Here is a 25,379-nt window from a genome sequence, read left to right on the forward strand (position 1 = left end):
TCCCAATTATGGGAGCTTTTTTTGCTCCATTATCGGGAATATTGATCTTCATGAGTAAAATTTTAATTCAAGTCAATCAACCCGCCTACGGTCAAAACACCAGTTTTAAAGCATTGTGCTTTGCTAAGGCGGCTATCGCTGAGGGTCATGAGATCGTGCGGGTATTCTTTTATCAAGATGGCGTGTTATCAACCAACGGTTTAAATAGCCCCGCGTCTGACGAATTCGACCTCACTAAGGCATGGATAGCATTAGGGCAGCAACATAATGTCGCCTTAATTAATTGCGTCTCCGCTGCATTAAGACGCGGCGTATTATCGCAAACAGAAGCCAGCGAACAACAACTTGCCCATTGGAACTGTGATAGCCCTTTTGTCATGGGCGGTTTAGGTGAGTTGGTTACCGGTATAGAGCAGGCTGATAGAGTCGTCTGTTTTTAGCGTCTCTTTTAGGAACATCATGAAAAAAATCACCGTAGTGTTTCGCCATGCACCTCATGGCAGTGCCAGTAGCCGTGAAGGGCTTGATTTTGCGCTGCTTAGCGCCAGTTTTGAACAACAAGTCACCTTAATATTTGTCGATGATGGTGTGCTCAATCTGCTTGCTAATCAACAGCCAGCACAAATTGGTTGCCGTGATTATATTGCAACCTTTAAGGCCCTGCCCCTCTATGATATTGAGCAAGTGTTTATTTGCCATCAATCTTTACAGGATAGAGCACTCAACCTTGAGCACTGTGCGATAACGGTCGAACCACTAGAGCCAAAGGCAATAACCGCGCAATTACAGCTAGCCGATGAGGTGTTTGTATACTAATGATATTACATATTATTCAAGCAGAAGATACTGCGCTAACCACATGTTTGCGCTATATGGCTGAGCAAGATATCCTGCTATTATGTGGCGATGCCGTTAATCTTTTGCTGCAGGTGAAGTGGCAACAAGCGTTAGCACAGCGGAACGTATTGCTGCTGCAAGATGATGTCGAAGCTCGTGGACTTGGTGACCTGTTGGCCAATTATTGCTGTATTACTCAACAAGGGTTTGTTCAACAAACTTTGCTTAATTCAAAGGTGATAACCTGGTGAACTACATACAATATCAAACTGAAAAAATAGAAACAGATGCTCAAGGGTATCTTAAAAATGTCAACGATTGGCATGAGGAGTTGGCCAAGGTCATTGCCGCGGGTGAGAATATCGAACTCACACCAGCCCATTGGGAGGTGATACATTTTGTGCGCAATTTTTATTTAGAATACAACACCAGCCCAGCGATACGTGTATTGGTTAAGGCCATTGGTCAGGCGCTCGGCACCGAAAAAGGCAATTCTAAATATCTTTACACCCTATTTCCGGTGGGGCCAGCCAAGCAAGCGACTAAAATAGCGGGCCTGCCAAAACCGGCAAAATGTATTTAACCAAACGGCGTTCAACCTTGATGCAGCATAATCATGTCGTGATGATTAATGAGCAATAGCCCAATAAGCATTAGCGCCGTGATTCAATACAAAAAAGCCTAGCATCGCTAGGCTTTTTTATTATAGGTTTTTTAATATCACCAAGACTGCTTTACCAAATGTAGCTAGCATGACGCCAACGAAAATACAGATAATGACTACATAGGTCAGCCACTGAAACGAGTGCCTACCGTTATCCATTAAGCCTATGTTCTCTAAGCGTTAGCCTATTTGGGTCATGCCGCCCATATAAGGACGTAACACCTCTGGTACCGTAATAGAGCCGTCGGCATTTTGATAATTTTCTAACACGGCAACCAGAGTACGACCAACGGCCAGACCAGAACCATTAAGCGTATGCAGAAGCGCAGGTTTTTTGGCTGATTTTGCTTTATAACGCGCTTGCATGCGACGAGCTTGGAAATCTTGCATGTTGCTGCATGATGAAATTTCACGATAGGTATTTTGCGCTGGCAACCAGACTTCGATATCGAAGGTCTTCGCCGCGCCAAAGCCCATATCGCCAGTACATAACACCACAGTACGGTAAGGCAGCCCTAGCTTTTGTAATACCGTTTCTGCATGTTGGGTCAGGCTTTCTAGCGCCGCCATCGACTCTTCTGGCTTAACCAATTGCACTAATTCAACTTTATCGAACTGGTGCTGGCGAATAAGTCCTCGCGTATCACGACCGTAAGAGCCGGCTTCACTTCTAAAACACGCGGTATGCGCAGTAAGCTTAACGGGCAACTCGTCTTCATCGATAATGGTATCGCGTGCAAGGTTGGTCAATGGTACTTCTGCCGTTGGGATCAAGCTTAAGCCTTGACCCTCTTCAGTAGCCGGTTTGGTGTGAAACAGGTCTTCACCAAACTTTGGCAATTGGCCTGTGCCTAACAGACTGTCTTCGTTGACCAATAATGGAACATAAGCTTCGGTATAACCATGTTCGTTGGTGTGCAGATCAAGCATGAACTGCGCCAAGGCACGGTGCATACGGGCAATTTGTCCCTTCATCACGATAAAGCGAGAACCGGTGATTTTAACTGCATTTTTGAAATCAAGACCACTGTGCAGCTCACCTAAATCAACATGATCTTTGACTTCAAAATCAAATTGTTTTGGTTCACCCCAGCGACGGATCTCCACATTATCATTTTCGTCCGCGCCAATAGGAGCCGACTCATCAGGCAGATTAGGCACGCTCATCGCAATCGCGTTAAGTTCGTCGAGTAGGGTCGCTAACTCTGCTTTTTTACTATCAAGCTCTGCACCCAAATCGCCTACTTGTGCCATGATAGGCGCCACATCTTCACCTTTGGCTTTGGCTTGACCAATGGATTTAGAGATGGCGTTACGCGAAGCTTGCAGCTCCTCGGTCGCCACTTGCAGTGACTTACGCTTTTCCTCTAACTGGCTTAAACGACCAACGTCAAGAATAAACCCACGGGTTGCGAGACGCTCGGCCGTCGCTTCTAATTCTGTTCTTAAAAATTTGGGATCTAACATGTTTTTAGTTTCTTAATAGTTAAATGCGAGAAAAAACCAACTGCTGCCCAATGTAAACCATGAAAAGGCATAGACAAAGGTTCAGAGCGATATTAATAAAAGCTTTCAACCACTGGCCTTGTTGAATTAACAGCAAGGTTTCATTGGAAAAGGTTGAAAATGTTGTCAGCGCCCCTAATAGACCTACCGCCACGAGGGCTTTCATTTCCGGACTGACATCACTGACTTGACCGAGCGCATAAATCACGCCCATCAAAAATGAGCCAAGGGTATTGACGACCAGTGTACCAAAAGGAAATGCTGAGCCAAATACCTGAATCATCAATATTGAGATAAGATAACGAAAAACCGCCCCTATTGAGCCCCCTATTGCAACAAACAGTAGATTACTCATAGCGTTTCAACTCACTTTGGCTGTCGAGCTGAGCTAATAATTCGAGTTTAGCCTTAATGCGTTTTTCAAACCCATGCTCGGTTGGGTAATAAAAACGACTCTGGGCTAACTCTTCAGGGAAATAACATTCACCACTGGCATAGGATTGCGGCTCGTCATGGGCATAACGATAACCCTCGCCTAAACCAATATCGGCCATCAATTGTGTCGGCGCATTACGCAGATGATTAGGCACTGGGGCCTGTCCAGTTTCACGCGCCAAGGTTCGGGCAGCTTTAAAGGCGGTGTAAACCGCGTTGCTTTTGGGCGCACTGGCTAAATACACTATGGCTTGGGCTATAGCACGCTCACCTTCAGAGGGGCCTACTCGATGAAAACAGTCCCAAGCATTAAGCGCCACAGTCATTGCCACCGGATCGGCATTACCGATATCTTCAGAGGCGATGGCTAGCAATCGTCTGGCGATATAGAGAGGGTCGCAACCGCCTTCAAGCATGCGGCAAAACCAATACAGCGCCGCATCGGGCGCAGAGCCTCGAATCGATTTATGCACCGCTGAAATAAGGTCATAATATTGATCGCCATTTTTATCGAACCCAGCCAATTGCTGACCCGCCACATCGATTAACAGCGTTTCATTAAAATATTCGCCATCGGCAATCATGTCGCTCATTAGCTCAACAAGGTTTAGCGCTTTACGCGCATCTCCTTCGCAGAGCGCAGCTAACTTTGTCGCCACCGCATCGGGCATCTGTAACTGACGTTTACCTAGGCCGCGCTGCTCATCATGCAGCGCCTGTTGCACTATGGCTTTGATCTCATCATCGGTTAAGCGTTTAATTAAATAAACCCTTGCCCGCGACAAGAGTGCGTTATTAATTTCAAACGAGGGGTTTTCGGTGGTGGCGCCGATAAAAATTACCGTACCATCTTCAATAAAAGGCAAAAAGGCATCTTGCTGGCTCTTATTAAAGCGATGCACCTCATCAACAAATAACAAGGTGCGCTGCCCACGAGACTGGGCGACATTTTTAGCATGTTCAATGGCGGTGCGTATCTCTTTAACGCCAGAGGTGACAGCGGAGATCCGCTCGACATGGGCGTTAGTGTACTTGGCAATTAACTCAGCTAAGGTGGTTTTGCCTGTACCGGGTGGTCCCCACAGCATCATAGAATGAGCTCGCCCCGCCTCAAGCGCTTTGCGCAGTGGTTTGCCAGCATCGAGCAGATGACCTTGGCCAATATATTGCTCTATCGTTTCTGGACGCATTCTGGCCGCAAGTGGCCTAAAGTCAGGGGCGAAATCAAAGGTTAACGTTGACACGAGCTAGCCTACTTAATTGCTTTCAAGCGTTGATCGTCAATATCGACGCCTTCGGGAACCGTAAATTCAAACAGGCTCTTATCGGCATCAGCCAGCGTCGCTTGCTCTGACAAGTTAAACTCGCTGAGATTCCCTTGCTGATCTTCAAGCTTCATGGTTTGTAAACTGCTGGCGTTAAAACACACTTCAACCTTGGCGACCCCAGCATCGACATCTTTAGGCGCAATGGAGTAACAGTTGTCAGCTTGGGTAACCTGATATTGTTGCCAAGTATAGTCATCACGGTGAACCAATAAAGCGATGGGAGATGCCTCAATAGCCTGATTTAAATCAAGTACAGACACCTCCTCGGCAAACGGATTGTAAATCCATACATCTTGGCCATCAGCCACAATGAGTGACTCATCTGGTGAGGTTAAATGCCAATAAAATTGATTGGGCACGGCAAGGGCAAATGTCCCCTCTCCCTGCTGGATAACCTTACCGTTAATATCAGTAACGGTTTGGCTAAATTGGGCTTTTAAACTGTTTAAATCGCTTAGCTTTTGCTTTAAAGAGACCGCATCATCGGCACTGGCCTGCGCGGTAAACAGCAGGGGTAAGCTTAAAGCGAGTAATGCAATTCGAGTCAACATCATGATTTTCTGTTCCTATTTATGTCTAAAGCGCAAAAGTAGATCAACGGTATTTATCGCCAAAGATAAGTTAATACACTTTAGGTGGAGGCGGCGCTAATACCTCTCGGTTACCATTATGCCCTTGAGAACTCACCACACCTTGCGCTTCCATCTGCTCAATAATACGCGCTGCTCGGTTATAACCAATCTTAAATTTACGTTGAACACTAGAGATAGAGCCGCGGCGTGTTTCTGTAACAAAGGCGACGGCATCGTCGTAAAGCGCATCAGTCTCTTCATCGCTTTCAGCTGCTTCGCCAGGCAACAATACTTGTTCACCTTCCGCTGAGCCCTGTAAAATTTCATCAATATATTGTGGCTTACCGCGGCGGTGCCAATCGGCAACAACCGCATGGACTTCATGATCGTCAATAAATGCACCATGCACCCGATTAGGCACACTCGTACCTGGTGGCAAGTAAAGCATGTCACCCATACCGAGCAAGGCTTCAGCACCTTGCTGATCGAGAATGGTACGCGAGTCGATGCGTGATGACACTTGGAACGCCATACGTGTTGGAATATTGGCTTTAATTAAGCCGGTTATCACATCGACTGAAGGGCGCTGAGTCGCTAAAATTAAGTGGATCCCTGCCGCACGTGCTTTTTGAGCGATACGGGCGATAAGTTCTTCCACTTTTTTACCGACAATCATCATCATATCGGCAAATTCGTCCACAACCACCACAATTGAAGGCAGTTTATCCAGTTCGGGGGCTTGCTCTTCCATGCTGTCTTGCGAGCGCCATAGCGGATCGGTTATCACCTCGCCTCGCGCCTTGGCCTCTTTAATTTTGACGTTATAGCCCTTGAGATTACGCACCCCTAATGCGGACATCAACTTATAACGACGCTCCATCTCACCGACACACCAGCGCAGTGCATTGGCCGCCTCCTTCATGTCGGTCACCACTTCACACAGTAAATGTGGAATGCCTTCGTAGACAGACAATTCGAGCATTTTAGGGTCAATCATAATAAAACGTACATCGTCTGGGCCAGACTTATATAGCAAGCTGGTGATCATCACATTGACCCCGACCGACTTACCCGACCCAGTGGTACCTGCCACCAATAAATGAGGCATTTTACCTAAGTCAACGACAACAGGTTCACCCGCAATATCTTGCCCAAGTACCATACTCAAATGTGATTGGCTCTCGGCAAAGGCTTTACTGTCCAAAACATCACGCATAAAGACCGTTTCGCGGAATTTATTGGGCAATTCAAGCCCCACATAGGCTTTACCCGGGATGACCTCGACAACACGCACACTTTCAGCCAGCAGAGAACGGGCCAAATCTTTCGATAAGTTGGTTATTTTAGACGCTTTAACCCCTGGGGCGAGTTCTAATTCAAAGCGAGTCACCACCGGGCCAGGGAAAACCCCGACGACATTAGCGACGATATTAAAATCGGCAAGCTTAACTTCAACCAGCCTAGCCACTTGATCCAACTCTTCAGGGCTTATGGGATTAGCTTTGCGGTTAGGTACATCCAGTAAAGAGATGTCGGGTAATGGCGTGGTGGGTTTAGTGGGTTGTGCACTATCGCCACCGGGAAGGACGACAACACCATCCACGATTTTGGCTTTCTCAGTCTCCTGCTTAGCGGCAACCACTGCGCCCGTTGAATGCCTGTCATCAAAATCGATCTCATCATCAAGGTCAGTGTTGATTGACGGCGCTAATTGGCTAAATTTCGCTTTATTCGGTTTCTCTTTGGTGTGTAATGACGGAGCGTCATCCACATCGGCACTAATATGAGCCATATCGATAATACTGTCGTTATCACTCACAGACCGATCATCTAAGCGATTATCTTGCTCATCATCTAGGTCTTCAACTTCAAACGCGTCTTCATGACGTTGGCGGCGCTGTTCTTTAAACCGATTAACTACAGACATAAAGCCTTTAGTATCATCAGTTTCGGGTGCGCTAGAGAACTTTTCAGGAATCGTTTTTAATTGCCTAAAGCACCAAATAGTGCCATAGCCGATAGCATCAATAACGGTTAACCAACTCACCCCCGTGAGCAAGGTGAAACCTGCGCCGACAAAGCAAAGTAACAGTAAAGTGGTACCGAGTTGGTTGAAATAAGGCAACATGGCACTGCTGATCACATCACCCGATACTCCGCCTGCAGAAAACTCATAAATATCGTTAGCATTCATACTTGCGAGCGCCGCAAGGCTAAACATGATCAACAAAAAACCGATAAGCCGCAGGCCAACCGAGAAGTAATCGATCTCGAGGAGTTTATGGATACGTTTAAAAAGCAACCAGCCCGTTAAAGCGACTATCACCGGAATAATATAGGCTGTATAGCCAAAAAAATAGAATAAAACATCGGCCAGCCAAGCCCCTACCGCGCCAGTCAGATTTTTAATCTCACCGTCGAAATGTGATTGGCTCCATCCGGGATCAGACGAATGAAAACTACTTAATGCCAGTAGAATAAATGTTGCCACCATACAGCAAAAAATCAGTCCACCTTCTAGTAGACGCTGTATGCCACTGAGTGTTTTTACACTATTTCCCTTAGACAAACGAAAACCCATGATGCAAAAATAATAGGTAGCGCTAAGATATCAAAATAATCTGCAAGGTGCAGCGTTTTCCCTGTTGATACAGCGTAATAGATGAGGATAATGGGGGTTGTTGATGAAATTATATGCGGGTTAAAAAAAAAGGAGCTTCAAAAGCTCCTTTTGACGACTTAAAAAGATCTATGACTCAAGCGTGACATTAATTGCCACTCTATTGGTTTGCTTCACTTCTTCCATCACCACGTATGTACGGGTATCTGAAACCGCTGGCAACTTCAATAACGTTTCACCTAACAAGCGACGATATGCGGACATATCTGATACGCGAGTTTTTAACAAATAGTCGAAGTCTCCAGAAACCAGATGACATTCTTGAATATCATCTAATAACTGAACTGCCCGATTAAATTTATCAAATACTTCAGCAGTATCACGATTAAGCGTTATCTCAACAAACACTAATAAAGACGCCCCAAGAAAATGAGGATTTACTAACGCTGTATAACCATTGATATACCCCTGCTTTTCGAGTCTTTTAACTCTCTCTAAACAAGGTGTAGGGCTTAAACCTACACGCTTAGATAACTCAACATTAGAAATGCGGCCATCCATTTGTAACTCATTAAGAATGTTACGATCGATCCGATCTAAGTCTTTTATAGGACTCTTTTTATTATTAAGCATATTTTTGACCTTGCTTTATCACTAAAACAATATTTAGCTCTGCATACACCCGAAATACGGCAGTATTAACTGCCGAAGTGATACTATACTAGATTTCCCTGAAACAATCACGTTCAGGTCATATAAAATAACAATACAACCCACAAAAATGGGTTTTTCTACATTTTGAGGCTCGAAGATGATAATTGGTGTACCTAAAGAAATCAAAAACCACGAGTATCGTGTCGGTATGGTACCGTCAAGTGTCCGCGAATTGACCAATAAAGGTCATGTTGTTTACGTGGAGACCAATGCTGGTTTAGGCATTGACTTTAATGACCAAGACTATATTGATGCTGGGGCATCTATTTTAAACACTGCAGAAGAAGTGTTTGAAAAAGCAGAGATGATTGTCAAAGTTAAAGAACCACAAGCCGTTGAACGCGCCATGTTGCGTCAAGATCAACTGCTATTTACCTACCTTCACCTTGCGCCAGATTTGCCACAGACGAACGATCTTGTTAACAGCGGCGCCGTTTGTATCGCTTACGAAACTGTCACTGATAACCGTGGTGGTTTACCGCTACTGGCTCCTATGTCTGAGGTTGCTGGTCGTATGTCGATTCAAGCCGGTGCCATGGCACTTGAAAAATCTAAAGGTGGCCGCGGTATGTTACTTGGCGGTGTACCTGGGGTTGAGCCAGCAAAAGTGGTCATTATCGGTGGCGGTATGGTTGGTACCAACGCGGCGCAAATGGCGGTAGGTCTCGGTGCTGATGTGGTCATTCTGGATCGCAACATTGATGCACTACGACGGTTAAATGCCCAGTTCGATAACCGAGTTAAAGCCATCTATTCAACAGCTGCCGCTATTGAAAAACATGTATTAGAGGCAGACTTGGTGATTGGCGGAGTGTTGGTGCCTGGCGCTGCAGCGCCGAAATTGGTCACTAAAGAGCATATCAAGCAGATGAAGCCTGGTAGCGCGATTGTCGATGTTGCTATTGACCAAGGTGGTTGTGTTGAAACCTCTCATGCGACCACGCATCAAGATCCTACCTATATTGTAGATGACGTAGTTCACTACTGCGTGGCGAACATGCCAGGTGCAGTAGCACGTACATCGACTGTTGCATTAAACAATGCAACCCTACCCTATATCATAAAACTGGCAGACTTAGGTTATCGCAATGCTTTATTGCAAGATAAGCACTTGCTTAACGGTCTTAACGTTATGCACGGCAAGATCACTTGTAAAGAAGTGGCTGAAGCCTTAGGGCTTGAATTTGTCGACCCAAACATTTTGTTAGCTTAAGTTCTGGGTAATACACAATAAAGGGAGCCTTTTGGCTCCCTTTCTCGATTAGGTCAATCTAAAAGATTGCCTTTACCCTCAACATTAAATTCCCTACAATCGCTGCAATTCGCTATAAGGCACGGAGAGAAAGATGAGCCAAGCTAGACACTGTAACTTACTAATTTTGGGTTCTGGCCCCGCTGGATATACTGCAGCCGTATATGCTGCCAGAGCTAATTTAAAACCTGTGATGATCACCGGAATGCAACAAGGCGGTCAATTAACCACCACGACTGAAGTTGAAAACTGGCCGGGTGATGCTGACGATCTTACTGGTCCAGCATTAATGGAGCGGATGCAAAAGCATGCAGAGAAGTTCGACACCGAAATTGTATTTGATCATATCAATGAAGTGAATTTACAAGTCCGTCCTTTCCAATTGAAAGGTGACAGTGGCGATTACACTTGTGATGCTCTGATCATCTCAACGGGTGCATCAGCCATGTACTTGGGACTCGAATCTGAAGAAGCATTTAAAGGTAAAGGGGTTTCGGCCTGTGCAACCTGCGACGGTTTCTTCTACCGTAACCAAAAAGTGGCAGTGATTGGCGGCGGGAATACCGCAGTTGAAGAAGCCTTGTACTTGAGTAATATCGCTTCTGAAGTTCATCTTATCCATCGTCGTGACAGCTTCCGCTCTGAAAAGATCTTAACCAAACGGTTAATGGATAAAGTTGAGAGCGGCAACATCATACTTCATCTGGACAATACTTTAGAAGAAGTCGTTGGTGATAACATGGGTGTTACCGGCCTAAAGATGAAGAGCACCAAAGATGGTTCAATCACAGATTTAGAAGTAATGGGTGTTTTTGTTGCGATTGGTCACAAGCCAAACACTGAAATGTTTGCAGGCCAACTCGAAATGAACAACGGTTACATCAAAGTCCAAAGTGGCCTAGATGGTAATGCAACTCAAACCAGTATTGAGGGCGTATTTGCAGCGGGCGATGTTATGGACCAACATTATCGTCAAGCTATTACATCCGCTGGTACTGGTTGTATGGCGGCGCTCGATGCCGAACGTTATCTTGATGCGTTAAAATAACTTGACCGTCGATTAAAAAGCAGGCTTGCCCTGCTTTTTTTGTACTACACAAAGGTATATAAATTATAGACATATCAACGTAAGTGCTGTTAATAGCCTATATTGAGTCAACTTTATGTATTACTCCCCTTCTACCAATCACTCGGTTTATTAAAAATCATCACTCGCTAACGCCTTTACTTTCAGAGCCATACTGTCATCAATAATAAGTGCATTGGAACTTACGTCTCTAAAGAAGGTAAGATATTGATGCCCTAATACCTGCCACCAGAAAACTCACAGGCCGCTGGCTCGTTGTTTTAGTAAAGTGCACAAAATTATTAGCAACCAATACATTAGTGATATACAGCAAGAGAATAGCAATAGACATTAGGGTAAAAATACAAGCAATAAAAAAGGGGCCCTAAGGCCCCTTTTCCAAGCAATACATACTAATTACTTAGCTAATGCTTCTTTTGCTTTTTCAACTAAAGTTGCAAATACAACTTTGTCGAATACAGCGATGTCAGCCAAAATCTTACGATCGATTTCGATAGACGCTTTCTTAAGACCGTTGATGAAACGGCTATAAGACAGACCATTTTGACGAGAAGCCGCATTGATACGTGCAATCCATAGTTGACGGAATTGACGTTTCTTTTGACGACGGTCACGGTAGGCATATTGACCAGCTTTAGTTACGGCTTGCTTTGCAACACGGTAAGTACGTGAGCGAGCTCCGTAATAACCTTTGGCTAGTTTTAGTACTTTCTTGTGACGAGCACGAGCGGTTACACCACGCTTAACTCTAGGCATTGTTCTTTACTCCTTTAATTAAGCGTATGGTAGTTGACGTGCGATTGCTGGCACATCAGACTTTGCAACTAAACATTTTGCACGTAAGTGACGTTTACGCTTAGTGCTCTTCTTTGTCAAAATATGACGTAAATGGGCTTGCTTGCGCTTAAAACCGTTAGCGGTTTTCTTAAAACGCTTTTGTACACCCTTGTCTGTTTTCATTTTAGGCATTGCTAAAACTCCGCATTGGGACATTAATAAAACGCAAGGCGAGCAGAGTCCCTAAAAAAGGTCTCTGCTACTTTTTATGGTTGCCTTACTATTTCTTTTTCGGCGCAAGTACCATCACAGCCTGACGTCCTTCCATTTTTGGAAAGGACTCAACAACTGCTATCTCAGCCAAGTCATCTTTAATACGATTCAAAAGATTCATACCAAGACTCTGGTGAGCCATCTCGCGACCACGGAAACGAAGCGTAACTTTCGCTTTGTCGCCGTCATTTAGAAAACGCGTCAGGTTGCGTAGTTTTACCTGATAGTCGTTTTCATCAGTACCGGGACGGAATTTTATTTCCTTCACCTGTATCTGTTTCTGCTTCTTTTTTTGTTCTTTTTGAGCTTTCCCTTTCTCAAAAATGAACTTCCCGTAGTCCATAATACGACATACAGGCGGCTCAGCATTAGGGCTAATCTCTACCAGATCAGCACCAGCTTCGTCTGCAAGCTCTTGAGCTTCCTTGAGGCTGACAATACCGATAACTTCACCATCTAACCCACTTAGACGTACTTCTGATACGCCTACAATGAGTTCGTTAATTCTATTTGCCGCTGCTTTGCGCGCATCTGTTTTTTTGATCTTTATGACCTATTCCTCCAACATATTTAGACTACGGAGCGAAATTTGTTGTTTGACCTTGGCAGCAAAATCTTCGATTCGCATTTTACCCAAGTCAACACCATCTCTGGTTCGCACCGCTACTTCCCTATTTTCCATTTCTTGGTCACCAACGACCAAAAGATAGGGGACACGCCTTAGTGTGTGTTCGCGTATTTTAAAGCCTATCTTCTCATTCCTCAAGTCTTTCGAAGCACGAATTCCCTGATCTTTGAATAAATTGACAACTTCATCGACATAATTTGATTGTTTGTCGGTAATATTCATGACAACCGCCTGCACAGGAGCAAGCCAAGTTGGGAATTTACCCGCATATTCTTCAATCAAAATGCCAAGGAAGCGCTCTAAGGAGCCTAAAATAGCACGATGGATCATCACTGGCGTTTGACGACTATTGTCTTCTGCAACATAAGTCGCACCTAAACGCCCCGGCAGTGCGTAATCGAGCTGCACTGTACCACATTGCCATGCTCTGTCTAAGCAATCATGCAATGTAAATTCAATTTTAGGGCCATAGAAGGCACCTTCGCCAGGCAAAATCTCATATTCAATCTCATTTGCCTGCAATGCGTCCATTAATGCTTGTTCGGCACGATCCCACATGTCGTCATCGCCGATACGTTTTTCAGGGCGAGTAGACAACTTCACCACGATATCTTTGAAGCCGAATGTTTCATATGTATCGTAAACCATTTTGATACAGGCGCTAACTTCTTGTTGCACTTGTTCTTCAGTACAGAAGATATGTGCATCATCTTGAGTAAAACCGCGGACGCGCATCAAGCCATGTAATGAGCCTGAGGGTTCGTTACGATGGCAGCAGCCAAACTCAGCCATACGTAAAGGGAGATCGCGATATGATTTTAAACCTTGGTTAAAAATCTGTACATGACCTGGGCAGTTCATCGGTTTAACCGCATATTCACGGTTTTCTGATTGCGTCGTAAACATGGCTTCAGAATACTTATCCCAATGACCACTGCGTTCCCAAAGTACACGATCCATCATTAATGGACCTTTCACTTCTTGATAGGTGTATTGACCTAACTTTTGACGAATGAACTTTTCTAATTCTAGGAACAGACTCCAACCATCATTGTGCCAAAACACCATTCCTGGTGCTTCTTCTTGCATATGATACAAATCAAGTTGCTTACCGATTTTACGATGGTCTCGTTTAGCCGCCTCTTCTAGACGAGTAAGATGGGTCTTTAATGCTTTTTTATCAGCCCATGCTGTACCGTAGACACGTTGCAACATTTTATTGTCGGAGTTACCACGCCAATAGGCGCCAGCCACACTCATTAACTTAAAGTGATGACAAAACTTCATGTTTGGCACATGAGGACCACGACACATGTCGATATATTCTTCGTGATGATAAAGTGCTGGCGAATCATCTTTACTGATGTTCTCATCCAAAATTGCCATCTTATACACTTCACCACGCGACTCAAAAGTGTCGCGTGCTTCTTGCCAGCTGACTACACGTTTAATCACCTTATAATCGGTTTTTGCTAGCGCTAGCATGCGTTTTTCTAGCTCGGCGATATCATCTTCGGTCAACTTATGATCGAGATCGATATCATAATAAAAACCGTTATCAATCACAGGCCCGATCGCCATCTTGGTTTCTGGCCACATTTGCTTGATGGCATGACCTAATAGATGCGCACACGAGTGACGTAATATTTCAACGCCCTCTTCATCTTTTGCCGTGATGATAGCGAGTTCAGCATCCGATTCAATCAGATCGCAAGCATCTTTTAGCTCACCATTAACGCGACCAGCGATACAGGCTTTAGCAAGACCTGGACCGATATCGGCGGCGACATCAAGTGTTGATACGGCATGAGCAAACTCGCGCTTGCTACCATCAGGAAGTGTAATTACAGGCATGAAAATTCCTTATCCAGTGGTGACCCCCACGTAGGGCCACTTGGTTAGTTAAGTCAAAAGAAATAAGCATCTGAAGAGCAAAACATTACTAAAGTTTTGGGATTCCTCAATGCAGGGCGGTCATTTTAGGGGGCTGAGCCATAAATCGCAAGAGTAATGCCGTCTTGACTCTACTTATCTCACGAAAAACCATTGATTGATTGTCATCAATTAGCGACTTATTTGTCATTCATCGGTCATAGCGGCGCACTACTCTGATAGACGTTAATAACAAGGAGATTACTCCCATGTTAAAGTCACTATTACTGGCAAGGCAACGCCACTTACTCTTGTGCATGTGTCACTCGAGGCACACGGCAAAGAGGATGGCGCGATAAATTGATCCTCCCTAAATCCCCTGAAATACATGGAGTGATATCTTATGTCATCTATGTAATCTATTTCCTATGCCTTATTTCCTATAGCATAGGCAAGGACTAACAATGGCTCATGCTCGTCAATGAGCTGCTAGTTGATCACATTAATCCAGGTAACTACTAGCCCTTAAGCTCAAGGCTGTTAAGCTCTATCACTGTATTTTATGATAACGAAGGACGTCATTTAACATGAATAATTGGGTGCTGATTACTGGTGGAGCACAGCGAATTGGCCGTGCCATCGCATTACATTTACATCAGTTGGGCTACAACATCGCACTGCACTATTCACGCTCAAGCTATGATGCAACAGCGCTCTGCGATCAACTTAATGCCACTAGAGCAAACTCCTGCCGATTATTCCAAGCTGACTTGAGTCAAGCTCAAGAGATAGAGCGCCTTATCGACCAAGTTTCACAGCAATGCCCCGCCTTGAAAGTCGTTATCAATAACGCATCTTTATTCAGTGCCGATAACTCGATTGTCGATCACAGCGCCTTGACTACCCTATTATCGGTAAACCTAATGGCGCCCTACCTTATTGTACAAGGGGTAAAGCGCATATTAACGGATAATCAGGGATGTGTGATTAACTTAATTGATATCCACGCAGACAGGCCATTGTTGGGCCATGGACTATACTCAATGTCGAAAGCTGCGTTAAAAATGGCGACCTATTCATTAGCGCAAGAACTTGGCGCAAAAGTGCGTGTAAATGGGGTCTCTCCAGGCGCTATACTATGGCCTGAACAAGCCAATGATGCTGCCCAAGAGCAAGTGCTAAAGCAGATCCCACTGCGGCGCTGTGGCACAGTTGACGACATCGCCCACGCAGTGAACTTTTTAATTGATGCGCACTATATTACTGGTCAAGTGATCGCCGTTGATGGTGGTCGCAGCGCAACAGGTTACCAAGGAGCCGACGGATGAGAATTATAGACAAAGTGATCAGCTGCCCCCATTGCGGTCATCATCAACATATTAACATCGACATCAGCTGTGGCGATCAAGACTATTATGATGACTGCCGCGTATGCTGTAACCCCATCCATATGCGTACTCACGTTGACGCTGCTCAGCATAGAGTTGAGTTGTATATTGACTCTGATGATGAACAAGTCTACTAACTCTTAGGATACTTGCCAGTATCAGATCAAGCTTCGCTGTTTGATAATAGCGACTGCGGCAAAGTGACAACTAGAGTTACCACTCTCTTGCTGGGATAGTGAATTAACAGGCATGTAACGCTAGAGGTTAAGCTAAAATCTTGGCGTACTGCCAATACTCAATCACAATACACAATGCTCAATGTTCAATACCAATGCTCAGTTAATTTAACGTATTAGCTTAAGCTCAGTGAGATCATCTCAATGACTTCATATTAGAGACTTACTCACGCAACGTGTTAAATACCAGGATTTAAGCGCAGCGGCTAGCAAAATGCTGGCCACTGCAAGGTTGCAAATGGTGCTCTAGTTGCTCTGCTGTGCAAAACGTTTAGCCAGTACTCGCTCTACGGTATCGACAATCGCTTGCGTTTGACTGTCTATTTCAATATTAAGTCGATCACCTTGCTTGCATTCACTGAGGTTGGTTAATGCTAAGGTTTCAGGGATAAGATGTAACTTAAAACTGTTCTCAGTCACTTTCCCTACCGTTAGACTACAGCCGTTTACACCGACAAAACCTTTATAAAGAATATAATTCATCCACTTAGGGGCAACCTCTAATGTTAGGTCAAAATGTTGCTCGGTATGGCTAACGTCAGTGATCAACGCCTGCGTATGAACGTGGCCCGATAGAATATGGCCGCCAATCTCACTACCGAAAGTGAGTGACCGTTCGATATTCACCAACGAGCCTACGCTTAGGTTTGCTAGATTCGTGACGTTTAATGTCTCTTCCATTACATCAAAAAACACCCTATCATCAGCAACCTTAGTCACCGTTAGGCACACGCCATTGGTGGCGACGCTCGCCCCAGTCACTAATCCCTGTATAAGATGTGAAGGGAAAGCGATTTCGATCGTATTGAGTCCATTTTTTTTAGTAATTGCCACAACATTGCATGTGGCTTGAACAATACCTGTAAACATATTTTACTCGCTGTATTAAGGCTTTATCCATGAATCAATTCGGCTTTCAAGCCAAAAAGCTCGTTCAATTAGCGCTGCCAGTGCTTATCGCTCAAGTCACTCAAACCATGATGGGCTTTATCGATACCGTAATGGCAGGTCGGGTCAGTGCGGTCGATATGGCCGCTGTGGCTATCGGAGGAAGCCTCTGGTTACCCGCCCTACTGTTTGTGCAAGGCCTGTTGATGGCCTTTACCCCAGTATTTGCCCATCACCATGGTGCGAACGATCAAAAAGCGATTCAACCGATTGCGTTTCAGGCCGCCTATATTGCCATAATTGGCAGCCTTGTGGTTATCTCCTTCCTGTTTTTTGCGCCACAGATCTTTAAATGGATGGGCTTAGAGCCTGAGCTCGCTGCGTTAAGTGTGGAGTACCTCTATGGGTTTGCATGGGGGGTACCCGCCTTTGTATTGTACCAAGTCCTGCGAGGATGCAGCGAAGGGATCTCTTACACTTTACCAACGATGATCATCGGGTTTGTTGGACTCGCGGTCAATATTCCAGCCAACTATATCTTTATCTATGGCCACTTTGGTGTTCCGGCCATGGGTGGTGCTGGTTGTGGTATCGCGACGGCATTGGTCTTTTGGGCCATGTTGATTTCGATGACTCTTTATATGCAGCTGCATTCACGTTTCAAACAGCTGGCGCCGTTCAGTGCATTTCACCTACCGAATTGGTCCACCATTTGGACCATGACCAAACATGGTATGCCGATCGCGATGGCGCTGTTCTTCGAGGTTAGCCTGTTTGCTATTATCGCGCTATTACTTGCCCCTATGGGTGCTAACGTCGTTGCAGGCCATCAGATAGCCCTCAACTTCTCATCTATCGTATTCATGTTGCCACTGTCCATTGGTATTGCGGTATCGATTCGGGTGGGTTATTACCTAGGACAAGAAAAAGAGGTCGTTGCTAAACTGGTAACCAAAGTGGGATTGCTCATTGCGTTTTCCTTGGCGGTGATCACCGCAATTATCACTGTCGCCTTTAGAACTCAAATTGCACTCCTTTATAACAATAACCCTGAAGTGGTCACGCTTGCTGGCAGCCTAATGTTTTTAGCCGCCTTGTATCAACTCTCCGATTCGGTGCAAGTCGTCGCTGCTGGTGCATTAAGGGGATATAAAGATACGCGCAGTGCGTTTTACATTACATTAGTGTCTTACTGGGCTATCGGCATGGTATTGGGTTACTTGCTTGCCCAAACGGATCATATTGTGCCAGCAATGGGCGCACATGGCTTTTGGATTGGACTGATTGCTGGCCTGACTTCGGCGGCGCTACTATTTGCATTGCGCCTTAAGTATATCCAAACACACCGCGCAGCCATTAGTCCGTTATAAAAATTGACTGCACAGTGCCAAGATGATGGCGATAAGGTCATCATCTTGGAGGATAAAACCACAAGTTGCACAGCAAATCACCGCTTAGCTAAAAAATTACTTTTTTTACTTGCAACAACAGTAAGATCCCCCTTAATATAGCGCTCGTTCGATGGCAACAGCCAAACAACAAACAATACAACCGTAGCTCAGTTGGTTAGAGCACTACCTTGACATGGTAGGGGTCGGTGGTTCGAATCCACTCGGTTGTACCACTTCTTTTATTGCAGAAGTAAAATAGCGATATGCACTGAAAATACGGACGCGGGATGGAGCAGTATGGTAGCTCGTCGGGCTCATAACCCGAAGGTCGTCGGTTCAAATCCGGCTCCCGCAACCAATTTTCAATTGCGATACAACCGTAGCTCAGTTGGTTAGAGCACTACCTTGACATGGTAGGGGTCGGTGGTTCGAATCCACTCGGTTGTACCACTTCTTTTACAGTAGAAATAAAACAACTGTAACGCTTAAAATACGGACGCGGGATGGAGCAGTATGGTAGCTCGTCGGGCTCATAACCCGAAGGTCGTCGGTTCAAATCCGGCTCCCGCAACCAATTTTAAAGTGATAAGCCAGCGAAAGCTGGTTTTTTTGTATCTAAAATTCCACAATGCCCTACTCTAATGACTATCTACATCACTCAAGTGCAACTGAACACTTATAACATCTACAGATAATCAACTGCTTGACTAATCGTAGGACGTATCAATTGTAATCTGACAGCATTGCAATCTGCTTGAGTAGCCATTCTGTCAATCTCCCTTGTCTTCTTTATAATTGATTTAACTAGAATGATGATCAGCATTATTTATCTGATGACCACATTAATGACATAGCGGCTTATTACAAGAGTAATGCCCTTAGCTCGCAACTCCTTACCCATACTGAGCCAACTAATAGTAATACTTATCCTACTAAAATCTTAGAGAAAAAATAATAAATTGAGTTACACTGCTAAGGGATAAGTGGCAATTGGAGCTCAGCATGAGTCAGCGGACATTACACTCTTTATTTAAGCCAAAATCGGTTGCCATTATTGGTGCATCTAATGGAAAAAAACGAGCAGGTAATGTCGTGATGCGCAACCTTTTATCAGGGGGCTTCTCAGGCCCTATCATGCCCGTCACCCCAAAGTATGAAGCCGTGCTCGGTGTGTTAGCTTACCCCAATATCGAATCATTACCCTTAAAGCCCGATCTCGCGATTATCTGCACCGCCGCCGCCCGTGTCCCCGCCATTGTTGAACGACTGGCTCAATTTGGCTGTAAAGTGGCCATTATTAATGCCTCTGGTATGGCGATGCAAAGCGATGATGAAGGCAATAATTTATTGGCGTTAACCCGCCAATACGCAAAGCGCTATGGCATGCGTTTATTGGGCCCAAACAGTTTAGGCATGATACTCCCCAATTTGGGGCTCAATGCCAGTTTAGCCCACACTAGCGCCCTGCCAGGAAAAATCGCCTTTGTGTCACAATCGGCAGCCATATGTACGACGGTGTTGGACTGGGCTAATAACAAGGGGATCGGGTTTTCCTCTTTTATCTCCTTAGGTGACGCTACCGATATCGACTTTGACGAATTACTGGATTTTCTCGGCCGAGACTCTCGCACCACAGCCATTTTGCTCTATGTCGACTCTATCAATGAGAAGCGTCACTTTTTATCTGCCGCTAGAGCGGCCGCACGTAATAAACCGATTTTAGTGATTAAGTCGGGACGGAGCTTAGAAGGGACTACGGCCGCCAAATTACATACGGGTGGGATTGGTGGTAATGATGCCGTCTATGAGGCCGCTTTTAGACGTGCTGGTATGTTAAGGGTTAACGACCTAATTGAGTTATTTGCCGCCGTTGAAACCCTAGCCCACTCCTCTGCCTTAGAAGGTGAACGTCTCGCCATCATGACTAACGGCGGTGGTCCTGCGGTACTCGCACTCGATCAGTTGATGTTAAGCGGCGGCAAAGCCGCGCAGCTTGATCAAGCCTGCACCGATGCCCTCAATGCCTTATTACCCAGCACATGGTCAGGACAAAACCCGGTTGATATTGGCGGTGATGCCGATGCAGAACGCTACACTCAATGTTTAAACATTTTAATGAATGCCGATATTACCGATGCGATTTTAGTGTTGCACTCGCCGTCGGCGCTGGGTGATAGCGTGGAAATTGCCGAGCGTATAGCGACGTTAATCGCCTCTCACCCTAATCGTAATCGCATCAATGTGCTTACCAATTGGAGTGGCGAAGATTCAGCTTATGCAGGACGCAGATGCTTTAACCGCGCGGGGATCCCAACCTATAGAACATCAGAAGGTGCCGTGGGGGCCTTTATGCACATGGTGGAATACCGCCGCAACCAAAAGTTATTACAAGAAGTCCCTCAGTCTATCCCCGATAATATTCCCACCGATGCCGAGCTGGCACGGCAACTCTTAGGTCAAGCTTTAGCTAAACACAAAAAAGTGCTCGAGACCCATGAAGCGATGGCGATCATGAGCGCCTATGGCCTTAATACCATCGAAACCCATTTCGCCACTTCGGCGCAGCAGGCTGCTGAACTTGCTGATCAAATAGGCTACCCTGTCGCATTAAAAGTGCAATCACCTGATATTCATCATAAATCAGATGTGCACGGTGTCATACTCAACTTAACGACTCGTAATGAGTTGATGCAAGCAGCCGATGCCATCATCGGCCGTGTGCATAGCTTAAATCCCGATGCCATTATTGAAGGTATGATAGTGCAAAAAATGGCTCTTACCGCTGGAGCTCAGGAGATCCGGGTCGCGGTAATTAACGATCCTGTATTTGGTCCGGCAATTTTACTCGGTGAAGGCGGCTCAGAATGGCAACCCAGCACCGATGCCGTAGTTGCCCTGCCCCCGCTGAACATGACCTTAGCACGCTATATGGTGATCCAAGCATTAAAGACCCATAAACTCAAAGACAGACACTTACCCTTAGGGCTCGACATGAATGCCCTGTGCGTGATGTTGACGCAAATTTCTCACCTGATCATCGATTGCCCCGAAATAGCGGGCTTAGATCTCAACCCAGTACTGTGCGCCGGAGAGCAAATCACCCTGCTCGATGTCAACATCCAGCTGCAAGAGGGGGTGATAGATAACAGTAATCGTCTGGCTATCTGCCCCTACCCTAAAGAGTTAGAGCAACGCGCTAGATTAAAAAACGGCCTAGAGATCATGCTGCGCCCCATATTGCCAGAAGATGAACCTAAACATTTAGCCTTCGATAATTCCCTTTCTGACGAAGACAGATATAAGCGCTATTTTGGAGTCCGCTCTAAGATGACACATGAAGAGATGGCGGTTTTAACTCAGATTGATTACGCCAGAGAGATGGCGTTTATTGCCACCACCAAAGGCCCTGACGGTGAAGATATCACTTTAGGTGCTGTGCGGGCCTCTATCGATCCTGATAATACCGAAGCCGAGTTTGCTATGGCGGTTCGCAGCGACCATCAGGGGATTGGGCTAGGTAAACTCCTTCTCGAAAAGCTGATTGCCTATTACAAGGCCAATGATACTCAAGTATTGACCGGGTTTACCATGTTTGAAAATCGCAATATGGCGAGCCTAGCCAAAAGCCTTGGCTTTACCGTAACGTTCGATATGGATGAACGCTTAATCAAGATGGATATGCAATTAAAACCAAGTGAGTAACTTACTATAGTAAACCGATAAAACAGACCAAAACCACTACGCTAACGAAAAAGCTCACTAAAACAGCTAATGGTTAGGGTCATAAGATACTGACGTTAAATAGCGTACCTAGCTGGGATTAACGTGCCAAGGTTGTCAAATGGCGTCGTTAAATAGCGTCAGGCCACTATCAATGTAAAGCGTAGCAACGAATATAAAGCATACCACCTGGTACAGACCTCAGCTTTTAGCCTTTAACACAGTTACGTCCCGCTGATTTGGCCCGATACAGTGACTCATCGGCACGAATAAAATAGCTGTCTCTATCATCACCACTGCGTAAACTCGCCACCCCAACAGATACAGTGATAGCACCAAGGGACAGCTTATTATCTTTACCTATGCTCAAACGTCGCTCTGCAATACGGCTTCGCAGTAACTCAGCCACCACCATAGCACCGGCATGCTCGGTATCTGGCAGTAACACCACAAACTCTTCGCCACCATAGCGCGCGACAAAATCTTCGCCTCTAACGCCTTGCTTCAGCGCCAGCGCAATATAAGCCAGCACCTTATCGCCAACCAAGTGGCCATGAAGATCATTAAATTGTTTAAAGTTATCGATATCGATAATCAATAAACTGCTATGGGTATTATGTTGTTTAAAATATTGAATATGACTCAGGAGTTCTTCATCGAATGCACGACGATTATATAAAGAGGTCAGTTGATCCGTCATTGCCACCAGATTTAAGTTTTGCATCTCGGACTTAAGACCAACAATCTCTTGGCTCATCATAGATAGACTCTGCTCCATCTGCTGATTACTCAACACCACACTACTGACTTCTTGGGCTAGTGCATCGATGAGGCCATCCAAGGTTTTTTGATCTGGAGACAGTGATATATCATTACAAAAATCGCTCAGACTCTGGCCAAACTTAGCAGTACCTGCGGTCATCATAGACAGCTTAGTCATTAAGCTATTAATCAGTAATTGGGTTTCAACCTGGACGGTTTGAATCACTTCCGGTGATTGTTCTTGAATAAACCGATTATGCAAGCTAGCGTTAATGTCTCGGGTAAAGCTTACCTGATTTGATAATAATCCATCTATAGCACGTTTCAAATCAAGGTTAACCCCACGAAAGTACTCATACCATACGGCGTAATTATCGGGTGTAACCGGAATATTGAGTTCGGACATACGGGGGACGGCATGCCGTAAAATTTTAGCTGAAAGCTCCGTTTCAGAAATATGTTGTGCTAAATTCATTCATTATCGCCATTGATTAGTGACTAAAACACAGGGGAAATACTGAGTCTTATAAACAACCGACCTAAGTTGGTGAGCAAGATACCTCTACCATAAACAATTATCCGCACTTTCGCAGCAACTTTGTTACTGTTTTGTTGCACTTAGACTGCTTTTATCTATATCGGCTCTGCAACTTGAAAACAGATCCATCGCTGGAAGATAAAGGCTGGTAGTCACATTCATTAGCCCGAGTAAGCTCGAAAATAAATTGTCATGAGAAAAGCCTCCTTGGGTTGCAAATTGAGTTAAACAATCGATATTCAATTGATTATCAGCAGCAAAATCAGCCGAAAACCAAGCCAACAACGGGACAGAAATTTGTTCTTTTGGTGCAAAAGCATAAGGCGTACCGTGCAGGTATAAACCTCGCTCACCTAACGACTCTCCATGGTCTGACACATACAATAATGCACTATCGACCTTATGTTGCGTCTCTTTTAGCCGCTCAATAACCTGAGCCAGAATATAATCAGAATACAAAATTGTATTATCATAGGTATTGATTAATTCAGCATCACTGCAATTTTGAATATCACTACGCTGACAATCTGGAATAAAGGTGCGGTGCGCATCGGGATAACGCAAATAATAAGTAGGACCATGAGATCCCATAATATGCAGTACGATAAGGGAGTCTTGGGGTACTGGTAACGCTAAGTGTTTATCTAACTCGGCTAATAACACCTCGTCATAGCAATAATGGCCGTCACAAAATGGATTGTCTGCACTCATATCAACCTTAAGATATTCAACCCTGTCGCACACTCCTTTGCAACCACTGTCATTATCGAGCCAATTGACCTTAATACCAGCATAGCTGAGCACATCAAGCACGGTATCTTGCGCCTGAGCCTCGCGTGCTTTATAGCTTTGCCTGTCCATACTGGAAAACATACAAGGTAGTGACACTGCCGTGGCGGTGCCACAAGAAACCATGTCTTGAAACGCTATCATATCAAAGGGCTGAGTATGTACATTCGTTGCTCTATGGTAACCATAATAGCCATAATTCATCGAGCGAGCGGTTTCGCCCACCACTAATACCAGCAAATTAGGTTTTTGGTTAGTACCGGCAGAGATATTTTTGGCATCAATACCCTGTCGTTTATAGACCAAAGGAGTTTGTAAATAATTGCTATTGATATATTTCGCCAAGGAGCCTACGGCATAGGTTGGTACTATATAACGCTTGATTTTATCGTTATTTCGACCAAACGCGACATAATGTTGATAATAAAGCATGCCAATTAGACCAATACCTAGTCCCATTACTAATATAAAAGCCAGCTTGTGTAATAACTCTTTGAAGAAAGGTTTATAGGTAATATTCATCCTATAAATCAATAATGCGGGTAATAAGCCTGTAACAATAACAGTGACCACAGAGTCAAGGTTGAGATAGGTAAACGCCTCGCTGCTATTGGTTTGTAAGGTATTTTCAATCATGCCGTAATCAAACACGACACCGTACTCTAACGCGGCAAAAAACAACGCCGATGACAATAAAGTCAACACCATAAAAAACGGTTTAAGTATCCACTTAATACTAAACAGTGAAAAAATAATGCTCAGCGAAAATAATAAAAAAAAAGGCAGACTGGCGACAAACAGATAATTGACATCGCCCTGCTGGGCGATGCCTTGTCTGACTAATTTAAACAAGGGAATATTAAAAATAGCAACATAAAACAGTGCAATAAGGAAAGTAAACTGGTTGGTACTGAATCTATTAATGAAGAATTTCAAGTATAAGTCCCTATACACTACCTGTATTTACGCTATGAATAGCGCCTCGTCAAGGCGCCATCTCAGCATAAACCACAGTCCTAATAAGACTTAAACACTACCACAACGCAAATTACTGACAACAAATTATTTACATTTAATTCAACACAGCTGACCAGAGCTTATA

23 protein-coding genes and 4 tRNA genes are annotated in these 25,379 nt (G+C 44.8%); 14 read left to right on the forward strand and 13 right to left on the reverse strand.

What is annotated here, in order from left to right; translation table 11 throughout:
• Nucleotides 1–50: 50 nt before the first annotated feature.
• The 4 genes from tusD to AC0VXX_RS09495 are packed head-to-tail and all read left to right on the forward strand — an operon-like array spanning nucleotide 51 to nucleotide 1,420.
• Entirely contained in the window at nucleotides 51–440 is a 390-nt protein-coding gene (tusD, locus tag AC0VXX_RS09480; RefSeq protein ID WP_475514041.1) for a sulfurtransferase complex subunit TusD, read from the forward strand.
• Between the two features lie 19 nt (nucleotides 441–459).
• A complete protein-coding gene (tusC, locus tag AC0VXX_RS09485) occupies nucleotides 460–816 on the forward strand; it encodes a sulfurtransferase complex subunit TusC (RefSeq protein ID WP_475514042.1) in 357 nt (118 codons plus the stop codon).
• Nucleotides 816–1,088: a sulfurtransferase complex subunit TusB gene (tusB, locus tag AC0VXX_RS09490; RefSeq protein WP_475514043.1), complete on the forward strand. Its 273-nt coding sequence runs from the start codon at nucleotides 816–818 to the stop codon at nucleotides 1,086–1,088. The genes tusC and tusB overlap by 1 nt, the downstream gene beginning before the upstream one ends.
• Nucleotides 1,085–1,420, forward strand: a complete 336-nt coding sequence (locus AC0VXX_RS09495) for a TusE/DsrC/DsvC family sulfur relay protein (RefSeq protein WP_110457694.1) — start codon at nucleotides 1,085–1,087, stop codon at nucleotides 1,418–1,420. The genes tusB and AC0VXX_RS09495 overlap by 4 nt, the downstream gene beginning before the upstream one ends.
• A gap of 261 nt (nucleotides 1,421–1,681) precedes the next feature.
• On the opposite strand, the gene serS is transcribed toward AC0VXX_RS09495, so the two are convergent.
• The 6 genes from serS to lrp form a co-directional block, all read right to left on the reverse strand.
• Nucleotides 1,682–2,968, reverse strand: a complete 1,287-nt coding sequence (gene serS, locus AC0VXX_RS09500; protein WP_475514044.1) for a serine--tRNA ligase — start codon at nucleotides 2,966–2,968, stop codon at nucleotides 1,682–1,684.
• Between the two features lie 19 nt (nucleotides 2,969–2,987).
• Nucleotides 2,988–3,362 carry a fluoride efflux transporter CrcB gene (gene crcB, locus AC0VXX_RS09505; protein WP_110457696.1) on the reverse strand — a complete coding sequence of 125 codons (375 nt, stop codon included), beginning with the start codon at nucleotides 3,360–3,362 and terminating at the stop codon, nucleotides 2,988–2,990.
• Nucleotides 3,355–4,686, reverse strand: a complete 1,332-nt coding sequence (locus tag AC0VXX_RS09510; protein ID WP_475514045.1) for a replication-associated recombination protein A — start codon at nucleotides 4,684–4,686, stop codon at nucleotides 3,355–3,357. The genes crcB and AC0VXX_RS09510 overlap by 8 nt, the downstream gene beginning before the upstream one ends.
• 8 nt (nucleotides 4,687–4,694) lie before the next feature.
• Nucleotides 4,695–5,321: an outer membrane lipoprotein periplasmic chaperone LolA gene (lolA, locus tag AC0VXX_RS09515; protein WP_475516984.1), complete on the reverse strand. Its 627-nt coding sequence runs from the start codon at nucleotides 5,319–5,321 to the stop codon at nucleotides 4,695–4,697.
• Nucleotides 5,322–5,391: 70 nt separating this feature from the next.
• Nucleotides 5,392–7,911 (reverse strand): DNA translocase FtsK, encoded by a 2,520-nt coding sequence (locus tag AC0VXX_RS09520; RefSeq protein WP_475514046.1) that lies wholly within the window; start codon nucleotides 7,909–7,911, stop codon nucleotides 5,392–5,394.
• A gap of 180 nt (nucleotides 7,912–8,091) precedes the next feature.
• Nucleotides 8,092–8,595: a leucine-responsive transcriptional regulator Lrp gene (lrp, locus tag AC0VXX_RS09525; RefSeq protein WP_110457698.1), complete on the reverse strand. Its 504-nt coding sequence runs from the start codon at nucleotides 8,593–8,595 to the stop codon at nucleotides 8,092–8,094.
• A gap of 178 nt (nucleotides 8,596–8,773) precedes the next feature.
• Here lrp and ald point away from each other — a divergent pair, with 178 nt between their 5' ends.
• Nucleotides 8,774–9,889: an alanine dehydrogenase gene (ald, locus tag AC0VXX_RS09530; protein ID WP_475514047.1), complete on the forward strand. Its 1,116-nt coding sequence runs from the start codon at nucleotides 8,774–8,776 to the stop codon at nucleotides 9,887–9,889.
• Between the two features lie 133 nt (nucleotides 9,890–10,022).
• A complete protein-coding gene (gene trxB / locus AC0VXX_RS09535; protein WP_475514048.1) occupies nucleotides 10,023–10,976 on the forward strand; it encodes a thioredoxin-disulfide reductase in 954 nt (317 codons plus the stop codon).
• A 435-nt stretch (nucleotides 10,977–11,411) separates the two neighbouring features.
• Here trxB and rplT read toward each other — a convergent pair whose 3' ends face one another.
• From rplT to thrS, 4 genes are all read right to left on the reverse strand, one after another.
• Nucleotides 11,412–11,771, reverse strand: a complete 360-nt coding sequence (gene rplT, locus AC0VXX_RS09540) for a 50S ribosomal protein L20 (RefSeq protein WP_011865827.1) — start codon at nucleotides 11,769–11,771, stop codon at nucleotides 11,412–11,414.
• Nucleotides 11,772–11,789: 18 nt separating this feature from the next.
• Nucleotides 11,790–11,984 (reverse strand): 50S ribosomal protein L35, encoded by a 195-nt coding sequence (gene rpmI, locus AC0VXX_RS09545; protein WP_011865828.1) that lies wholly within the window; start codon nucleotides 11,982–11,984, stop codon nucleotides 11,790–11,792.
• Between the two features lie 88 nt (nucleotides 11,985–12,072).
• Complete coding sequence (gene infC / locus AC0VXX_RS09550) at nucleotides 12,073–12,615, reverse strand: translation initiation factor IF-3 (protein WP_475516985.1); 543 nt, start codon at nucleotides 12,613–12,615, stop codon at nucleotides 12,073–12,075.
• Nucleotides 12,616–12,618: 3 nt separating this feature from the next.
• The gene (thrS, locus tag AC0VXX_RS09555) at nucleotides 12,619–14,547 is read right to left on the reverse strand and encodes a threonine--tRNA ligase (protein WP_475514049.1); all 1,929 of its coding nucleotides are present in this window, start codon (nucleotides 14,545–14,547) and stop codon (nucleotides 12,619–12,621) included.
• A gap of 605 nt (nucleotides 14,548–15,152) precedes the next feature.
• Between thrS and AC0VXX_RS09560 the strand changes: the two genes are divergently transcribed.
• Both AC0VXX_RS09560 and AC0VXX_RS09565 read left to right on the forward strand, forming a co-directional pair.
• Nucleotides 15,153–15,893 carry an SDR family oxidoreductase gene (locus tag AC0VXX_RS09560; protein WP_475514050.1) on the forward strand — a complete coding sequence of 247 codons (741 nt, stop codon included), beginning with the start codon at nucleotides 15,153–15,155 and terminating at the stop codon, nucleotides 15,891–15,893.
• Nucleotides 15,890–16,090 carry a CPXCG motif-containing cysteine-rich protein gene (locus AC0VXX_RS09565; protein ID WP_110457704.1) on the forward strand — a complete coding sequence of 67 codons (201 nt, stop codon included), beginning with the start codon at nucleotides 15,890–15,892 and terminating at the stop codon, nucleotides 16,088–16,090. The genes AC0VXX_RS09560 and AC0VXX_RS09565 overlap by 4 nt, the downstream gene beginning before the upstream one ends.
• A gap of 345 nt (nucleotides 16,091–16,435) precedes the next feature.
• Here the strand turns inward: AC0VXX_RS09565 and AC0VXX_RS09570 are convergent, their stop codons facing one another.
• Nucleotides 16,436–17,059, reverse strand: a complete 624-nt coding sequence (locus tag AC0VXX_RS09570; RefSeq protein ID WP_475514051.1) for a riboflavin synthase subunit alpha — start codon at nucleotides 17,057–17,059, stop codon at nucleotides 16,436–16,438.
• Between the two features lie 29 nt (nucleotides 17,060–17,088).
• Here AC0VXX_RS09570 and AC0VXX_RS09575 point away from each other — a divergent pair, with 29 nt between their 5' ends.
• From AC0VXX_RS09575 to AC0VXX_RS09600, 6 genes are all read left to right on the forward strand, one after another.
• Nucleotides 17,089–18,447 carry an MATE family efflux transporter gene (locus AC0VXX_RS09575; RefSeq protein ID WP_475514052.1) on the forward strand — a complete coding sequence of 453 codons (1,359 nt, stop codon included), beginning with the start codon at nucleotides 17,089–17,091 and terminating at the stop codon, nucleotides 18,445–18,447.
• 177 nt (nucleotides 18,448–18,624) lie between these two features.
• Nucleotides 18,625–18,701 (forward strand) — tRNA-Val (locus tag AC0VXX_RS09580).
• 48 nt (nucleotides 18,702–18,749) lie between these two features.
• Nucleotides 18,750–18,826: transfer RNA gene (locus AC0VXX_RS09585), tRNA-Met, on the forward strand.
• Nucleotides 18,827–18,841: 15 nt separating this feature from the next.
• Nucleotides 18,842–18,918: transfer RNA gene (locus tag AC0VXX_RS09590), tRNA-Val, on the forward strand.
• A 47-nt stretch (nucleotides 18,919–18,965) separates the two neighbouring features.
• A tRNA-Met gene (locus tag AC0VXX_RS09595) sits at nucleotides 18,966–19,042 on the forward strand.
• A gap of 428 nt (nucleotides 19,043–19,470) precedes the next feature.
• A complete protein-coding gene (locus tag AC0VXX_RS09600; RefSeq protein WP_475514053.1) occupies nucleotides 19,471–22,170 on the forward strand; it encodes a bifunctional acetate--CoA ligase family protein/GNAT family N-acetyltransferase in 2,700 nt (899 codons plus the stop codon).
• Nucleotides 22,171–22,396: 226 nt separating this feature from the next.
• Here AC0VXX_RS09600 and AC0VXX_RS09605 read toward each other — a convergent pair whose 3' ends face one another.
• Both AC0VXX_RS09605 and AC0VXX_RS09610 read right to left on the reverse strand, forming a co-directional pair.
• Nucleotides 22,397–23,425, reverse strand: a complete 1,029-nt coding sequence (locus AC0VXX_RS09605) for a GGDEF domain-containing protein (protein WP_475514054.1) — start codon at nucleotides 23,423–23,425, stop codon at nucleotides 22,397–22,399.
• A 126-nt stretch (nucleotides 23,426–23,551) separates the two neighbouring features.
• Nucleotides 23,552–25,213: a phosphoethanolamine transferase gene (locus tag AC0VXX_RS09610; RefSeq protein ID WP_475514055.1), complete on the reverse strand. Its 1,662-nt coding sequence runs from the start codon at nucleotides 25,211–25,213 to the stop codon at nucleotides 23,552–23,554.
• Nucleotides 25,214–25,379 lie beyond the last annotated feature (166 nt).

It is taken from the genome of Shewanella sp. QJM3NY_23, from assembly GCF_056173105.1.

What these genes read in the sequence shown, in the direction of transcription:
- tusD (WP_475514041.1), top strand. Translation starts at nt 51, where the DNA reads ATGAGTAAAATTTTAATTCAAGTCAATCAACCCGCCTACGGTCAAAAC.
- tusC (WP_475514042.1), top strand. Translation starts at nt 460, where the DNA reads ATGAAAAAAATCACCGTAGTGTTTCGCCATGCACCTCATGGCAGTGCC.
- tusB (WP_475514043.1), top strand. Translation starts at nt 816, where the DNA reads ATGATATTACATATTATTCAAGCAGAAGATACTGCGCTAACCACATGT.
- serS (WP_475514044.1), bottom strand. Translation starts at nt 2,968, where the DNA reads ATGTTAGATCCCAAATTTTTAAGAACAGAATTAGAAGCGACGGCCGAG.
- crcB (WP_110457696.1), bottom strand. Translation starts at nt 3,362, where the DNA reads ATGAGTAATCTACTGTTTGTTGCAATAGGGGGCTCAATAGGGGCGGTT.
- lolA (WP_475516984.1), bottom strand. Translation starts at nt 5,321, where the DNA reads ATGTTGACTCGAATTGCATTACTCGCTTTAAGCTTACCCCTGCTGTTT.
- lrp (WP_110457698.1), bottom strand. Translation starts at nt 8,595, where the DNA reads ATGCTTAATAATAAAAAGAGTCCTATAAAAGACTTAGATCGGATCGAT.
- ald (WP_475514047.1), top strand. Translation starts at nt 8,774, where the DNA reads ATGATAATTGGTGTACCTAAAGAAATCAAAAACCACGAGTATCGTGTC.
- trxB (WP_475514048.1), top strand. Translation starts at nt 10,023, where the DNA reads ATGAGCCAAGCTAGACACTGTAACTTACTAATTTTGGGTTCTGGCCCC.
- rplT (WP_011865827.1), bottom strand. Translation starts at nt 11,771, where the DNA reads ATGCCTAGAGTTAAGCGTGGTGTAACCGCTCGTGCTCGTCACAAGAAA.
- rpmI (WP_011865828.1), bottom strand. Translation starts at nt 11,984, where the DNA reads ATGCCTAAAATGAAAACAGACAAGGGTGTACAAAAGCGTTTTAAGAAA.
- thrS (WP_475514049.1), bottom strand. Translation starts at nt 14,547, where the DNA reads ATGCCTGTAATTACACTTCCTGATGGTAGCAAGCGCGAGTTTGCTCAT.
- AC0VXX_RS09560 (WP_475514050.1), top strand. Translation starts at nt 15,153, where the DNA reads ATGAATAATTGGGTGCTGATTACTGGTGGAGCACAGCGAATTGGCCGT.
- AC0VXX_RS09565 (WP_110457704.1), top strand. Translation starts at nt 15,890, where the DNA reads ATGAGAATTATAGACAAAGTGATCAGCTGCCCCCATTGCGGTCATCAT.
- AC0VXX_RS09570 (WP_475514051.1), bottom strand. Translation starts at nt 17,059, where the DNA reads ATGTTTACAGGTATTGTTCAAGCCACATGCAATGTTGTGGCAATTACT.
- AC0VXX_RS09575 (WP_475514052.1), top strand. Translation starts at nt 17,089, where the DNA reads ATGAATCAATTCGGCTTTCAAGCCAAAAAGCTCGTTCAATTAGCGCTG.
- AC0VXX_RS09600 (WP_475514053.1), top strand. Translation starts at nt 19,471, where the DNA reads ATGAGTCAGCGGACATTACACTCTTTATTTAAGCCAAAATCGGTTGCC.
- AC0VXX_RS09605 (WP_475514054.1), bottom strand. Translation starts at nt 23,425, where the DNA reads ATGAATTTAGCACAACATATTTCTGAAACGGAGCTTTCAGCTAAAATT.